This is a genomic window from Pseudomonas sp. HMWF006 (assembly GCF_003061205.1).
GTDB lineage: Bacteria > Pseudomonadota > Gammaproteobacteria > Pseudomonadales > Pseudomonadaceae > Aquipseudomonas > Aquipseudomonas monsensis.
This window is the reverse complement of sequence record NZ_QAIU01000550.1, coordinates 9,950-22,717: the sequence shown is the minus strand read 5'-3', so window position 1 is coordinate 22,717 and position 12,768 is coordinate 9,950. Positions and strand designations below refer to the sequence as shown.

The 12,768-nt window shown below is 59.4% G+C and carries 13 protein-coding genes and 2 tRNA genes; 6 read left to right on the top strand and 9 right to left on the bottom strand.

Annotation, left to right across the window (positions count from 1 at the left end):
- The coding region (locus DBR24_RS33635; RefSeq protein WP_371921352.1) for a ComEC/Rec2 family competence protein at positions 1–491 on the bottom strand (491 nt) is incomplete at its 3' end.
- A gap of 136 nt (positions 492–627) precedes the next feature.
- On the opposite strand from DBR24_RS33635, the gene DBR24_RS24830 reads away from it, so the two are divergent.
- Positions 628–1,146: a DUF2062 domain-containing protein gene (locus DBR24_RS24830; RefSeq protein ID WP_123466830.1), complete on the top strand. Its 519-nt coding sequence runs from the start codon at positions 628–630 to the stop codon at positions 1,144–1,146.
- A gap of 164 nt (positions 1,147–1,310) precedes the next feature.
- On the opposite strand, the gene DBR24_RS24825 is transcribed toward DBR24_RS24830, so the two are convergent.
- From DBR24_RS24825 to DBR24_RS24810, 4 genes are all read right to left on the bottom strand, one after another.
- Positions 1,311–2,090, bottom strand: coding sequence for an ABC transporter permease (locus DBR24_RS24825; protein WP_123466832.1), 780 nt, complete (start codon positions 2,088–2,090; stop codon positions 1,311–1,313).
- Positions 2,087–3,019 carry an ABC transporter ATP-binding protein gene (locus DBR24_RS24820; protein WP_123466834.1) on the bottom strand — a complete coding sequence of 311 codons (933 nt, stop codon included), beginning with the start codon at positions 3,017–3,019 and terminating at the stop codon, positions 2,087–2,089. The genes DBR24_RS24825 and DBR24_RS24820 overlap by 4 nt, the downstream gene beginning before the upstream one ends.
- 133 nt (positions 3,020–3,152) lie before the next feature.
- Positions 3,153–3,776, bottom strand: a complete 624-nt coding sequence (locus DBR24_RS24815) for a glutathione S-transferase family protein (protein WP_128616056.1) — start codon at positions 3,774–3,776, stop codon at positions 3,153–3,155.
- 43 nt (positions 3,777–3,819) lie between these two features.
- Positions 3,820–4,479, bottom strand: coding sequence for a transglutaminase family protein (locus DBR24_RS24810; RefSeq protein WP_128616055.1), 660 nt, complete (start codon positions 4,477–4,479; stop codon positions 3,820–3,822).
- A 248-nt stretch (positions 4,480–4,727) separates the two neighbouring features.
- Here DBR24_RS24810 and DBR24_RS24805 point away from each other — a divergent pair, with 248 nt between their 5' ends.
- Complete coding sequence (locus DBR24_RS24805; protein WP_128616054.1) at positions 4,728–7,175, top strand: acyl-CoA dehydrogenase; 2,448 nt, start codon at positions 4,728–4,730, stop codon at positions 7,173–7,175.
- 74 nt (positions 7,176–7,249) lie between these two features.
- Positions 7,250–7,657 carry a PA2817 family protein gene (locus tag DBR24_RS24800; protein WP_007967565.1) on the top strand — a complete coding sequence of 136 codons (408 nt, stop codon included), beginning with the start codon at positions 7,250–7,252 and terminating at the stop codon, positions 7,655–7,657.
- Positions 7,658–7,736: 79 nt separating this feature from the next.
- On the opposite strand, the gene DBR24_RS24795 is transcribed toward DBR24_RS24800, so the two are convergent.
- The gene (locus DBR24_RS24795) at positions 7,737–8,735 is read right to left on the bottom strand and encodes a LysR family transcriptional regulator (protein WP_128616053.1); all 999 of its coding nucleotides are present in this window, start codon (positions 8,733–8,735) and stop codon (positions 7,737–7,739) included.
- Positions 8,736–8,825: 90 nt separating this feature from the next.
- Between DBR24_RS24795 and DBR24_RS24790 the strand changes: the two genes are divergently transcribed.
- The 3 genes from DBR24_RS24790 to DBR24_RS24780 all read left to right on the top strand — a co-directional run bounded on the left by DBR24_RS24790 (position 8,826) and on the right by DBR24_RS24780 (position 10,952).
- The gene (locus DBR24_RS24790) at positions 8,826–9,452 is read left to right on the top strand and encodes an alanyl-tRNA editing protein (RefSeq protein WP_123466844.1); all 627 of its coding nucleotides are present in this window, start codon (positions 8,826–8,828) and stop codon (positions 9,450–9,452) included.
- 89 nt (positions 9,453–9,541) lie between these two features.
- Entirely contained in the window at positions 9,542–10,312 is a 771-nt protein-coding gene (locus DBR24_RS24785; RefSeq protein WP_123466846.1) for a 2OG-Fe(II) oxygenase, read from the top strand.
- A 1-nt stretch (position 10,313) separates the two neighbouring features.
- Positions 10,314–10,952 carry a LysE family translocator gene (locus tag DBR24_RS24780; protein WP_128616052.1) on the top strand — a complete coding sequence of 213 codons (639 nt, stop codon included), beginning with the start codon at positions 10,314–10,316 and terminating at the stop codon, positions 10,950–10,952.
- Between the two features lie 51 nt (positions 10,953–11,003).
- Here the strand turns inward: DBR24_RS24780 and DBR24_RS24775 are convergent, their stop codons facing one another.
- The 3 genes from DBR24_RS24775 to DBR24_RS24765 all read right to left on the bottom strand — a co-directional run bounded on the left by DBR24_RS24775 (position 11,004) and on the right by DBR24_RS24765 (position 12,710).
- Positions 11,004–12,365 (bottom strand): MATE family efflux transporter, encoded by a 1,362-nt coding sequence (locus tag DBR24_RS24775; RefSeq protein ID WP_128616051.1) that lies wholly within the window; start codon positions 12,363–12,365, stop codon positions 11,004–11,006.
- 191 nt (positions 12,366–12,556) lie between these two features.
- Positions 12,557–12,632, bottom strand: a tRNA-Gly gene (locus DBR24_RS24770).
- Positions 12,633–12,634: 2 nt separating this feature from the next.
- Positions 12,635–12,710 (bottom strand) — tRNA-Glu (locus DBR24_RS24765).
- Between the last annotated feature and the right edge of the window lie 58 nt (positions 12,711–12,768).

Sequence of the window (12,768 nt, the reverse complement as noted above, 5' to 3'; positions counted from 1 at the left end):
TCCTTGACCGTGCCGGTCGCACCGACGCGTTGGGCCAACAACCAGGCTTCATGATCGAAGGCATCCGGATTGAGCAGCCCGCCGGGGCGCTTGAACTTCACCGCCAATCGCCAGCGCTCGCCGCTGTTGACCGGTGGCCCGGCATACCAGGCCAGCCGCAGCAACGTTGGCAGTTTCTCGTGACGCGAGCGGGCATCGGCAAGTTCGAAGCGCACGACGCCATCGCTGGTTTGCGGCAATCCCGTCACCCGCCCTTCGATCCAGCGGGTTTCGCCGTCCAGCACTGGCGAGAGTCGATCATTCAACGCCCACTGCGCACCGACGCAGCTCCAGGTGAAGCCGAACAGCAGAAACGCCACTGGATAGCTGCGAAACGGCAACACCATCAACGCCACCACCGGCAGCAGCACCACGACCCCGACCGGCGGTAACGCCGGCATAAAAAGCGGCACCAGCAGACCGACTGCCAGCGCCATCATCCCTGTGCGCATAAGCCCGTCCTTGAGAGTCCCGCACTTAGGCATAGCGCTTGGCGGGCACGACCGTCGTCAACAATTGTCACAAAGTCTGAATGGGCGCTTCGTAGAATCCAGACATACTTGCCGCCTTAACCGACCGAGAAGCCTTATGCCCCGGCGCTTATTCAAACGTTACATGCCTGACCCGACGAGCATCAGGGAACACAAATCCTTACGCTTTCTCGGCAAGTTGCTGCACGACCCGAACCTCTGGCACCTCAACCGCCACTCGGTGGCCCGTGCGATGGCCGTCGGCCTGTTCGCTGCATTTCTGCCGATTCCGGCGCAGATGCTGGTGGCCGCTGCGCTGGCCATTACCGTGCGTGGCAATCTGCCGATCGCCGTGAGTCTGGTCTGGCTGACCAACCCGATCACCATGCCGGCGGTGTTCTTTTGCACCTATCAGGCCGGGGCATGGTTGATGGATGTGCCTGCCCGGCATCTGCCGGATGAGTTGACCTGGGAATGGATCAGCGGCCAATTGTCGACGTTGTGGCAGCCGTTTTTGCTGGGCTCGGTGGTCTGCGGGCTGGTACTCGGTGCCCTCGCCTACTGCATTGTGATGATGTATTGGCGCTGGTGGGTGGCGCGGCAATGGGCGCGGCGCAAGAAAAGCCGCATGCGCTGAATGCAAAACGGCCTCCGCATTGGAGGCCGTTTTTTTGTAGCGTCTGAATGAACCCCATCGCGGGCAAGCCCGCTCTCACAGAATCGGGTTTGCCCGGAATTATGTGAACGACACAATCCCTGTCGCAGCAGGCTTGTCCGCGATGACAGCGACGCGGTTTGGGATCAGGTCCGCATCCCGCGCCCACTCACCAGCAACCGCGCACAACCGACATACAGCACCACGGTCGCCACCAGCATGAAGGTGATCGCAATGCCGATACGGATATCCGACACACCAAGAATGCCGTACCGAAAGGCGTTGACCATGTGCAGCACCGGGTTGGCCAGCGACACGGTCTGCCAGAACGGCGGCAGCAGCGTGATCGAATAAAACACGCCACCCAAGTAGGTCAGCGGCGTCAGCACAAACGTCGGGATGATCGAAATATCATCGAAGTTGCGCGCAAACACGGCGTTGATGAAGCCCAGAAGCGAGAAGATCGTCGCCGTCAGAATCACCACCAGCAAAGTCACGCCGAGGTGATGCACCTGCAGATGGGTGAAGAACAACGACAAAATCGTCACGATCACCCCGACCATCAAGCCGCGCAGCACGCCGCCAACGGTGTAGCCGATCAGGATGGTGTGCGGCGATACCGGCGACACCATCAGTTCTTCGATGGAGCGCTGGAACTTGCTGCCGAAAAAGCTCGACACCACGTTGCCGTAGGAGTTGGTAATCACCGACATCATGATCAGCCCCGGCACGATGTACTCCATGTAGGTGAAGCCACCCATGTCGCCGATCTGCCGGCCGATCAGGTTACCGAAGATCACGAAATACAGAACCATGGTGATCGCCGGCGGCAGCAGGGTCTGCGGCCAGATCCGGGTAAAGCGCCGGACTTCCCGATAAACAATGGTGTTGAGGGCGACGAGGTTGGGACGGAATTCGGAACTCATACCGCCACCTTCGACAGATTTTTCTCCACCAGGGACACGAACAGCTCCTCGAGGCGATTGGTTTTGTTACGCAGGCTCAGCACTTCGATGTTCTGCTGCGCCAATTGAGTGAACAGTGCGGTGATGCCCATGGACTTGTCGACCTGGACTTCCAGGGTATGGCTGTCGATCAACCGGGCGGGATAGCCGAGCAATTGCGGCGCCACGTTCAAGTCGGTTTTCAGGTCCAGCAGGAAGGTCTCGACGTGCAGCTGGCCCAGCAGTTGTTTCATGCTGGTGTTCTCGACGATGGTGCCGTGGTCGATGATGCCGATGTTGCGGCACAGCTGCTCAGCCTCTTCCAGATAATGCGTGGTGAGGATGATGGTGATGCCCTTCTCGTTCAGTTCAGTGAGGAACGTCCACATCGACCGGCGCAGCTCAATGTCGACCCCGGCGGTCGGTTCGTCGAGGATCAGCAGGCGCGGTTCATGCACCAGCGCCCGGGCGATCATCAAGCGACGCTTCATGCCGCCGGACAGCGACCGCGACGGCACATCGCGCTTGTCCCACAGGCCGAGTTGGGTCAGGTACTGCTCGGCGCGTTCCTTGGCGATTTTCGCCGGAATGCCGTAGTAGCCGGCCTGGGTCACGACGATGTCAAAGGTCTTTTCGAACTGGTTGAAGTTGAATTCCTGAGGCACCACGCCGATCGAGCGCTTGAGCGCTGCCGGGTTCTTGTCCAGGTCATGGCCGAAGATATTCACCGTACCGCTGGTCTTGTTCACCAGGGTCGAGAGAATGCCGATGGTTGTGGATTTGCCGGCACCGTTGGGGCCGAGCAAGGCGAAAAAGTCACCTTCGGCGACGTCCAGATCGATACCACTCAAGGCCTGGAACCCGTTGCCGTAGGTTTTGGTTAGCTGCCGGATGGACAGAGCGGAACTCATATCGGATTTACGCACCAAGAAGGGAAGAAAAGGAAAGATTGGGCCGGGCGGCGAACAAAACAACCACGGCACGCGAACGCAATGGTGCTTGCCGCCGCCACACAAGTACAGTCAAGTGTGTCGATAGTTATTATCAAGTCAACGCGGTCATGACTGCTTTCTGATACGCCGGACGCTGCTTCAACCGTGCATACCACGCTTCCAGATACGGCTGTGCGGCACGCTCGATGGGCATCTCGAACCAGGCATAAATGAAGGAGCCGAGGGGAATGTCACCCATGCCGATTTCGCTTCCGGACAGGTAAGGCTGGCTGGCGAGCGCCTGATCGGCCATGTTCAACAGCTCGGTGCATTCCTTGATCGCAGCGTTGATTGCGGGCCAGTCCTGCTTGTCGGCGGGCGTGCGCAATACGCCCCAGAACACGGTACGGAAGGGACCGGCAAAACTCGAGGTGGTCCAGTCCATCCACTTGTCAGCGATGGCTCGTGCCTGCGGATCGGCCGAGTACCACGCACTGTTCGGCGCATGTTTGGCCAGCAGATAGCGCACGATCGCGTTGGATTCCCACAGCACAAAGCCGTCATCCTCGATCACCGGTACCCGGCCGTTCGGGTTCATCGCCCGATATTCAGGCGTATCGACCACACCGAAGGCGCCACCGGCATCAATCGCCTCATACGCCAGACCCAACTCCTCGGCGGCCCACAGCGGCTTCCGGACATTCGATGAGTTTTTCCGTCCCCAGATCTTCAGCATGACCGCCTCTTTTCAAATGAGTGGGCAGGCAGCATACGCCGGATCAGACACGGCTCAAATCACTCTGCATATCACCCAGCACCGTCGCCTGTTTATCGCCGAACAGATGCGGGTAGCACTTTTTCAGGTGTTCGAAGAAGAACTGTTCCGGCACATCGGCGAACTGGCCGTGATCGACCAGGTACTCCATCAACTGCGCGCCGTCGCGGTTGAACGGGTGGAAAACACTGTCGTGGATGCCGTCGAATTCCAGCGGCGCGACGTTGAACAGTTCGCAGAGTTTCTGGTTGAAGGCCGGCGTAGCCTTGACCCAGCGCCCGTTCAGGAACAGTTCGGTGTAGCCGTGCATGGCGAACACGTCGCTGCGCAGCAACTCCAGCAGACGCGGGGTCGACAGATGATTTCTGACATCGGCCAGACCGATGCGCGCGGGAATCCCGCAATGCCGCGCGCACCCGGCCAGCAACGTGGCCTTGGGCACGCAATAACTCTCCCCCGTCGCCAGGGCATAGCTGCCGCACAGGGTTTGCGGGTCGAGACTGAAGGTGTAGGGGTTGTAGCGCACCGCCTCGCGCACGGCGTAGTAAAGACTGACCGCCTGCGCGAGCGGATCGCGGCTGGCTCCACGGTACTGTTCGGCGAACTCCACCACGGCGGGGTGGTCACTATCGATGAAGCGGCCGGGACTCAGATACTCGTGCATGACGACATTCTCCTGGGTGAGCCCCGAGTCTAGCGACAGCCCAAGCACAGAGATAACGACGTTTCGGCCAAACTTGGACGCAAAGGCGCGGGATGAGCGAACGATTTCCCACACGTGTTGCCCACCGAACCTACGAAAACCATCCGGGGTTTCCCACGATTTCAATCACCTTGCTCTGACCACCCGGTTTTACAGATGCCGTCTAAGCTCTGGAGGGTCGATTTGCCTTGGTTCACGGAGGACTGAATATGCTGTTGTTGTGGATACTGGTTTTGATCGTTGGCGTGGCGTATCTCGCCCACCGGCGCGTCGCCCCGCTGCCGGCGTTGGGCATCGTTGCCGTCTATCTGCTGGCAATGGGTATTTTCAGTCATGCACCGGGCTGGCTGCTGGTGGTGCTCTGGGTCCTGTTGGCGGTGGTCGCCGCACCGTTGCTGTTGCCTGACCTGCGCCGCCAACACTTCACCGCGCCGCTGTTCAACTGGTTTCAGAAAACCCTGCCGCCGATGTCGCAGACCGAGCGCGACGCGATCGACGCCGGCACCGTATGGTGGGATGGCGAGCTGTTCAGCGGTCGTCCGGACTGGGAAAAACTGCTGGCCTATCCCAAGGCGCAACTGACCGAAGAGGAACAGGCGTTCATCGACGGTCCGACTGAAGAACTCTGCGCCATGGTCACCGACTGGCAGATCGGCCAGGCGATGGACCTGCCGCCTGAAGCCTGGGCGCACATCAAGGAGCACGGCTTCTTCGCCCTGATCATTCCCAAGGAATTCGGGGGCAAGGGGTTCTCGGCCTACGCTCACTCGCAAGTGGCGATGAAACTCGCCACCCGCAGCGGCGACCTCGCCTCCACCGTCATGGTGCCCAACTCCCTCGGCCCTGCCGAACTGTTGCTGCATTACGGCACCGACGAACAGCGCAATCACTACCTGCCACGGCTGGCCCGTGGCGACGACATCCCTTGCTTCGCCCTCACCGGCCCGCTCGCCGGTTCCGACGCCGGGGCAATGCCCGACACCGGGATCATCTGCAAAGGTCAGTGGGAAGGTCAGGAAGTCATCGGCCTGCGCCTGAACTGGGAAAAGCGCTATATCACCCTCGGCCCGGTCGCGACCCTGCTCGGCCTTGCGTTCAAGGCCTACGACCCGGAGCATCTGCTGGGCGACAAGGAAGACCTCGGCATCAGCCTCGCGTTGATTCCGACCGATACCGCGGGCGTGGAAATCGGCCGTCGTCATTTGCCGCTGGGCGCGGCATTCATGAATGGCCCGAACTCCGGTAAAGACGTGTTCATCCCGCTGGACTTCCTCATCGGTGGTCAGGAAATGCTCGGCAAGGGCTGGATGATGCTGATGAATTGCCTGTCGGTCGGCCGTTCGATCTCGCTGCCAGCCGTCGGTACGGGTGCGGCCAAGTTCACCAGTCTGGTAACCGGCCAATACGCGCAGATTCGCGAGCAATTCAACGTGCCACTGTCGGCGTTCGAAGGCATCCAGGAAGCCATGGCGCGCATCGGCGGCAACGCGTGGATGATGGACGCTGCGCGGATGCTCACCGCCAACGCGGTGGACCTCGGTGAGAAACCGTCGGTGCTGTCGGCGATCCTCAAGTACCACCTGACCGAACGCGGCCGCGAGTGCATCAGCCACGCCATGGATGTGCACGGTGGCAAGGCGATCATCATGGGCCCCAACAACTACCTCGGGCGTAGCTGGAACGGCGCGCCGATCTTCATCACCGTGGAAGGCGCGAACATCCTGTCGCGCAACCTGATGATCTTCGGTCAGGGCGCGATTCGCTGCCATCCGTTCGTGCTCAAGGAAATGGCTCTGGCCGGGCGCGAGGACAAGGATCAGGCGCTGAAAGAGTTCGATGGCCTGCTGCTCAAACACATCGGTTTCGCCGTGAGCAATGCCGCCAGCACACTGGTGCTGAACCTTGGCTTCGGTCACTTCGAACACGCACCGGGCGACAGAATCAGCCAGGGCTACTTCCGTGCCCTCAGCCGCCAGGCTGCGGCGTTCGCCATGCTTGCCGACTTCAGCATGATGTTGCTGGGCGGTGAACTGAAGCGCCGCGAGCGCCTGTCGGCACGTTTGGGCGACGTCTTGAGCAACCTGTATCTGGCTTCCGCCGCGCTCAAGCGTTATCACGATCTGGATTCACCCGCGCACATGGAACCGCTGTTGCGCTGGGCGATGGAGGAAAGCCTCGGTCAATCGGAACGGGCGCTGGATGAACTGCTGAGCAACTTCCCGAACAAAGTCTTCGGCTGCCTGCTACGGGTCATCGTGTTCCCGTTCGGTCGTCGCCACAAAGGCCCGTCGGACAAACTGGGGGCCGAAGTCGCCGGGGTGATTGGTCGCGCGAAGGGCGATCCGGCGCTGGAAGAGCTGCTTGCCGGCTGCTATCGCCCGCAATCGGCAGACGATGCGGTCGGCGCATTGCAACACGCCAGCGATCTGTTGCACGCCGCGCAGCCTCTGCACAAAAAACTGCACACCTCGCTGAAAAGCGGTCAGGTCAAACCGGCCGCAGGCGAACATGCCATTGATGCCGCACTTGAAGCGGGGGTGTTGCAACCGGCGGAAGCGCAGAGTCTGCGCGATGCCGAAGCGGCACGACGCAAGGTGATCGACGTCGATGATTTCGACAAAGAGGAGCTGAAACAGGCAGAGGGGAAAGTCCGCTGATCCCCTCAAACATATAAAAACGGGCGCGGGAGCTTTATACTCCCGCGCCCGTTTTGCTCTTGAGGACTTATCTCGTGTCCAACGTCGTTGCCGATCATCTTGTTTTGCTCGACCACCTGCGCAGTATCCTGGTCGCCGTAGGTGAGGCCGAACAGGTTCCCGAAGAAAGCCATGCCTTGTTCCTGGAGCGCTTCGACGAACTGCTGGCATCCTTGCCGATCGATCCGATCGAAAGCCAATACCTGGGCCAGGACATCCTGACTCAAGTGATTACCCGTTACCCGCAAATTGCCCACCTGATCCCGCGCGATCTGCTGTGGTTCTTCGCCGGCGACTGCCTGCACTACCTGTCCGATGAAGAGATCGACCTGTATCAGGCTCTGGAAGAGCGTCGCTACGAAGCCGAACAGAACGACGAACCGTTCGACTGGAATCAGGAAAAACAGCTGCTGGCGATGTCCGCTCAGGACAGCAAGCACTAAGTTTCCACAGATCAAAATATCGCACCTTCGGCAGCGCCTGCATGGATTGCAGGCGCTGCCGAAGGTGCGATATTTTGCTTTATAGAAGCCCCTCACTTTCCGGCAGTTCATACGCCATCGCCAGATTGTTCGGCGCCCCCGTCTTCGCTGGCTTGCTCAACGTCGGCTCCTTCTCCAGGCACTCAACCAGAAAATCGATAAACACTCGCAACTTGGGTGGCAGATAACGCGTCGGCGAATGTAACAGCCACAGTCCGCCATGATAGGAGGCGAGGAAGGTCCAGTCCGGCAGCACCTGCACAATCAACTTCTGTTCGAGTGCATATCGGGCAGTGAAATACGGCAGGCTGCCAATGCCCAGGTGCTGCAACACCGCGCCCAGACGCACCCCCGTGTGGTTCGCGGCGTATCGCCCACGTACTCCCACCGTCACCGCCTTGCTGCCTTTCTTGAACTTCCAGCGCGCATCGCTCGGCGTTTCCCCCAGATAAATGCAGCTGTGCTTGAGCAAATCGTGAGGGTGCGTCGGCGTGCCGTGTTCAGCCAGGTATTGCGGTGTGGCGCACAGTAGATGGTCAATAGTCAGCAACTGCCGCCCGACCAATCCGGCCGGCGGCCGATCCGTGATACGAATCGCCAGATCGACATGGTCGTCGATCAAATCAACCTGTCGGTCTTCGAGCAGCAGTTCGACATCGACCTTGGGGTAACGCCGCAGGAACTCGGGCATGTGCGGGTGAATCACGAAGCGCCCCACCGCTTTCGGTACGCTGACCCGCACCAGGCCTTCCGCTTCGTGGGTGAACTGGCCGCTGATTTCCATCACGGATCTGGCAGCACTGACCATCTCCTGACAACGCTTGAAGACCTCTTCTCCGCCGTCACTCAAACGCAATTTGCGGGTAGTGCGTTGCAACAGTCGCGTGGCCAGGGCCTTTTCCAGTCGCGAAATGCTGCGACTCACGGCTGACGGCGAGGAGCCAAGCTGACGGGCCGCTTCAGAGAAGCTTCCGGTCTCGACAACCTTGACGAAAATCGCCATTTCACCGAGCAGAGGTAGCGGGAGATTTATGCTCACAGCGCACAAGTCCTTTGATGTTTGAACGGATTATCACGTTATTGCACGATTCATATAATAAAAATAGAAATTTTAATAAGGGCATGGAATATGACGCTTCGCCTCTTTTTCCATAGTGATGAGCTCAAGGCCAATGTGGAAGTCCTCGACTGCACGCCCCACGAGAACGAATTTGCCGTGGTGCTGCGCGCCACGTTGTTTCATCCGCAAGGCGGCGGTCAGCCTTGCGACACTGGCTGGATCGATGAAAGCCGGGTTCTGCGCGTAGTGCAGGAACCCGACCGGATCGTGCATTACGTGGATCAGCCGGTGAAGCCTGGCATGACGCAGATTCGCGTCGATGAACAACAGCGTTGCTTCAATTCCCGCATGCATTCGGCCGGCCACCTGATTGGCCACTTTATCCAGGCAATGGGCTGGACGCCGATCAAGGCGCACCACTGGCCAGACGAAGGCCGGGTGCAATTCAAACCGGCAGAAGGTGCCCGGGAAGTCGATGCGCAAAGCGTCCAATACGGCATCAACCAATGGATAGAACACGACCTGCCACGCCTGACCTCGTTGCGCGAAGGAGTGCGTGAAATCGGTTTCGGTGAGCTGCCCGCCTACGGCTGTGGCGGCACCCATGTACGTAGCCTGAAGGATCTGGGCACAGTCACGATCGCGTCCCTTGCGCAGAAAAAGGGCACCTTGTCGGTCCACTACAGCGTGGATTAAGGATTTTGGGCGGTGCAGCACGCATCGCCCGACGCCGGGGAACCGCATTCGCAGGTTCCGTTGACTACCGATAGATGGACCTACAAAAAATGATGCTAGACGTCGAGCGTCTCGATGAGACGTGCATAAAAAAACTGGCCAACGAAGAAGTCCTCGCCATCCGCGTCAAAGGCTTTTTGCCCGAAGCATTGGCAATCCAGATTGGCGACAAAATCCTCGCTCCAGGCTTTGAAGGCTATATCAACGCACCGAGCATCGGCCGCATCGGCATGGCGTTCTATGAGGCAGAAAACCAGCCGCTGCTGATCGAAGACTATTTCGAGCGTGCAACCAGCAACATCGCTGAATTGCGTAACCGTTGCGCGCCCTACTCCTCTCCCGTCGACACGCTGCGCTGCATGCTCGATGAGTCATGGCCGGCCGGTGCGCATCTGGAAAACCTGTACGGGCGCAAAATGTATGTCGGGTTGTCACGCGTAGTGAAACCGGGAGTGTGCTTCCTCGCGCATCACGACATCTTTGCCAAAGACGCCCCGGACAGCTTTCAGGCTCGCAGCCTGGAAGCACAGTTTGCCTGCAATGTTTACCTGAACATGCCAACCGAAGGCGGCGCATTACAGATGTGGGATGACGACATTTCTGCTGACCGGTTCGACGAAATGCGTGGCGACAGTTATGGCATCGACCCTGCCCTGCTCGGCCCTCCGACCCTTGAAGTACGGCCGAATCCCGGAGATTTCATCATGTTCAATTCACGCTGCATGCACTCGGTAACCCCGGGTGTGGCGGATCCGCGCTTGAGCCTTTCGTTCTTTGTCGGCTACCGCGGCAATGCTTCACCCCTGACTTTCTGGAGCTGAGATGTTATCGAACTACCTGGGCGAATTTCTGGCATTGGCCACCATTCATTTTCTGGCCGTGGTCGCCCCCGGACCGGACTTCGCCGTCACTATCCGCCAGAGCGTGCGTTTCGGCCGAGTCGTGGGCATTTGCACGGCGCTGGGGATCGGCGCGGGCATCTCCGTGCACGTGCTGTATACATTGCTCGGCGTCGGCGCATTGATGCACACCACCCCTTGGCTGCTGACCGTGGCCAAGGTCATCGGTGGCGCCTACATCCTGTATCTGGGTGTCAGCCTGTTGCGCAGCAAACCCAAGTCGGCAATTGAAGGGGAAAAAGCTGTCGACGAGCCGGCAGTCGAGCAGACCCTGCTCAAGGCTTTCACCACCGGCTTCCTGACCAATGCCACCAACCCGAAAGCCACGCTGTTTTTTCTGGCGATCTTCACCACGATCATCAGCGCCAGCACGCCGCTGAACATCCAGGCGCTGTACGGCCTGTGGATGTGCTGTGTGAACGCATTGTGGTTCGTCATCGTTGCGCTATTTTTCTCCAGCGCCAAGGTGCGCCTGCTGTTCCTGCGCATGGGGCACTGGTTCGAGCGCACCATGGGTGTCGTGCTGATCCTGTTCGCCGGTCGCTTGATGATGTCCTGGTAACTCACCGGCAAACGAAAGGCCCGCCGATGTTCATCGGCGGGCCTTTTTGTTTCAACTGATGGCAGTCACCCTGACCCGGCTGCTATGGATAAATCGCGTGCCCATCAAAAGCGTCGCCAGGCTCAGCGCCGTGATCAATCCCGTCCAGATCCCTTGCGGCCCCCACTCCAGTCCAAATGCCAAACCCGCGCCGAGTGGTACACCGACGCCCCAATAACAGAAAACCGCCAGCCACATTGGCACGCGCGTATCCTGCAGCCCACGTAATGCACCCGCCGAAAGCATCTGCAAGCCATCGGGAAACTGCAAAGCGGCGGCAAACAACAACAGCGTCGAGGCCAATGCCGTGACGGCGATGTCGGAGCTATACAGGCTGGCAATCGCTTCATTGCCCAACAACAAGATGACGACCGATACGCTCTGCGTCAGCAACACAATCACGCAACCGGCCCAAGCGGCTTGCCGGACACGCTGGAGATCGCCGCGCCCTGACGCATGGCCCACGCGAACCGTTGTCGCCTCCGCCACAGCCACCGGGATCATGAAACACAGCTGCGCGAGGTTCACCGCAATCTGGTGCGCCGCGAGAAACGTCGAGCCCAATCGCCCGATCAGCAACGAAGTCACAATGAACAGGCTGCCTTGCATCAGAATCGCAATGCCGATTGGCATGCCGGTGCGCAACAAATCCATGATCCCAGCGCGACTCGGCAGATCGAAACGTGCAAACAGCTGCAAATGCGCCAAACGCTTGCCAAACCAGAGATAGCCAGCGAACAGCGATGCCTGCAGCCACATCATCACGGCCGAAGCGATCCCCAGCCCCTGCGCGCCCAACTCGGGAAAGCCCAATTTGCCATTGGTCAACACGTAGCCCAGCGGCGCCAGCACCCATAGACCGCCGAAACTGAACATCATCGTCGGACGCATCCAGTGCATCCCTTCACACAGATAACGCATGCAGAAAAACAGCGTCAACGCCGGACTGCCCCAACGCACTGCATGCAGGAACGCCTGAGCGCCGGGAATCATCTGCTCGGCGATCCCGGCAGGCGCGAGCAACAGGGGCACAAGGCTCAGAAATGCAAACATCAACAGCCCCATGAACAGCGCCAGCCACAATGCCTGGCGAAAGATCGGCGCGATTTCATGGGTACGATCCGCCCCCTGTAAACGCGCGACCGACGCCGTCAACGCAATCAACGTACCGATCGGCACCAGCATCGGCAGCCACAACAATGCGGTGCCCAGCGTTACCGCCGCCAGCGTGTCGGTGCCGTGGTTGCCGGCGATCAGGTTGTCGACGAAGGCAATCAACCCGGCGCAGACATGGCCGACCATCAGAGGTAGCGCGAGAAACGCGGTGGCACGAATCTCGGACAAACTGCCGCGCGACACTGATTTCAATGACATTGAAGGATCTCCGGAATCAACAGAAAAAGCTCGGTGAGCAAGGCCAGTCGTTATCCCAGAATTGCCTCGCGCTGACTGTCAGACGCGTCCTGATCTCACGGATCGGCTGTAGGAAAATTGTAAAAGGCAGGGCAAACACAAAAAACGCGCATACAAAAACGCCGCTCTATTGAGCGGCGTTTTTGTGAATATGGAGCGGGAAACGAGACTCGAACTCGCGACCCCGACCTTGGCAAGGTCGTGCTCTACCAACTGAGCTATTCCCGCATTGGCGTCCCCTAGGGGACTCGAACCCCTGTTACCGCCGTGAAAGGGCGGTGTCCTAGGCCACTAGACGAAGGGGACAGGCTACAACTTTCACTTAAATAAAAACGCCGCTCTTAGCCGAGCGGCGCTTTTGAAT

Excerpts from the sequence above, each read along its gene's own strand:
- DBR24_RS24820 (WP_123466834.1), bottom strand. The coding sequence starts at position 3,019 with ATGAGTTCCGCTCTGTCCATCCGGCAGCTAACCAAAACCTACGGCAAC.
- DBR24_RS24790 (WP_123466844.1), top strand. The coding sequence starts at position 8,826 with ATGACGCTTCGCCTCTTTTTCCATAGTGATGAGCTCAAGGCCAATGTG.
- DBR24_RS24830 (WP_123466830.1), top strand. The coding sequence starts at position 628 with ATGCCCCGGCGCTTATTCAAACGTTACATGCCTGACCCGACGAGCATC.
- DBR24_RS24815 (WP_128616056.1), bottom strand. The coding sequence starts at position 3,776 with ATGCTGAAGATCTGGGGACGGAAAAACTCATCGAATGTCCGGAAGCCG.
- DBR24_RS24780 (WP_128616052.1), top strand. The coding sequence starts at position 10,314 with ATGTTATCGAACTACCTGGGCGAATTTCTGGCATTGGCCACCATTCAT.
- DBR24_RS24810 (WP_128616055.1), bottom strand. The coding sequence starts at position 4,479 with ATGCACGAGTATCTGAGTCCCGGCCGCTTCATCGATAGTGACCACCCC.
- DBR24_RS24785 (WP_123466846.1), top strand. The coding sequence starts at position 9,542 with ATGATGCTAGACGTCGAGCGTCTCGATGAGACGTGCATAAAAAAACTG.
- DBR24_RS24775 (WP_128616051.1), bottom strand. The coding sequence starts at position 12,365 with ATGTCATTGAAATCAGTGTCGCGCGGCAGTTTGTCCGAGATTCGTGCC.
- DBR24_RS24805 (WP_128616054.1), top strand. The coding sequence starts at position 4,728 with ATGCTGTTGTTGTGGATACTGGTTTTGATCGTTGGCGTGGCGTATCTC.
- DBR24_RS24825 (WP_123466832.1), bottom strand. The coding sequence starts at position 2,090 with ATGAGTTCCGAATTCCGTCCCAACCTCGTCGCCCTCAACACCATTGTT.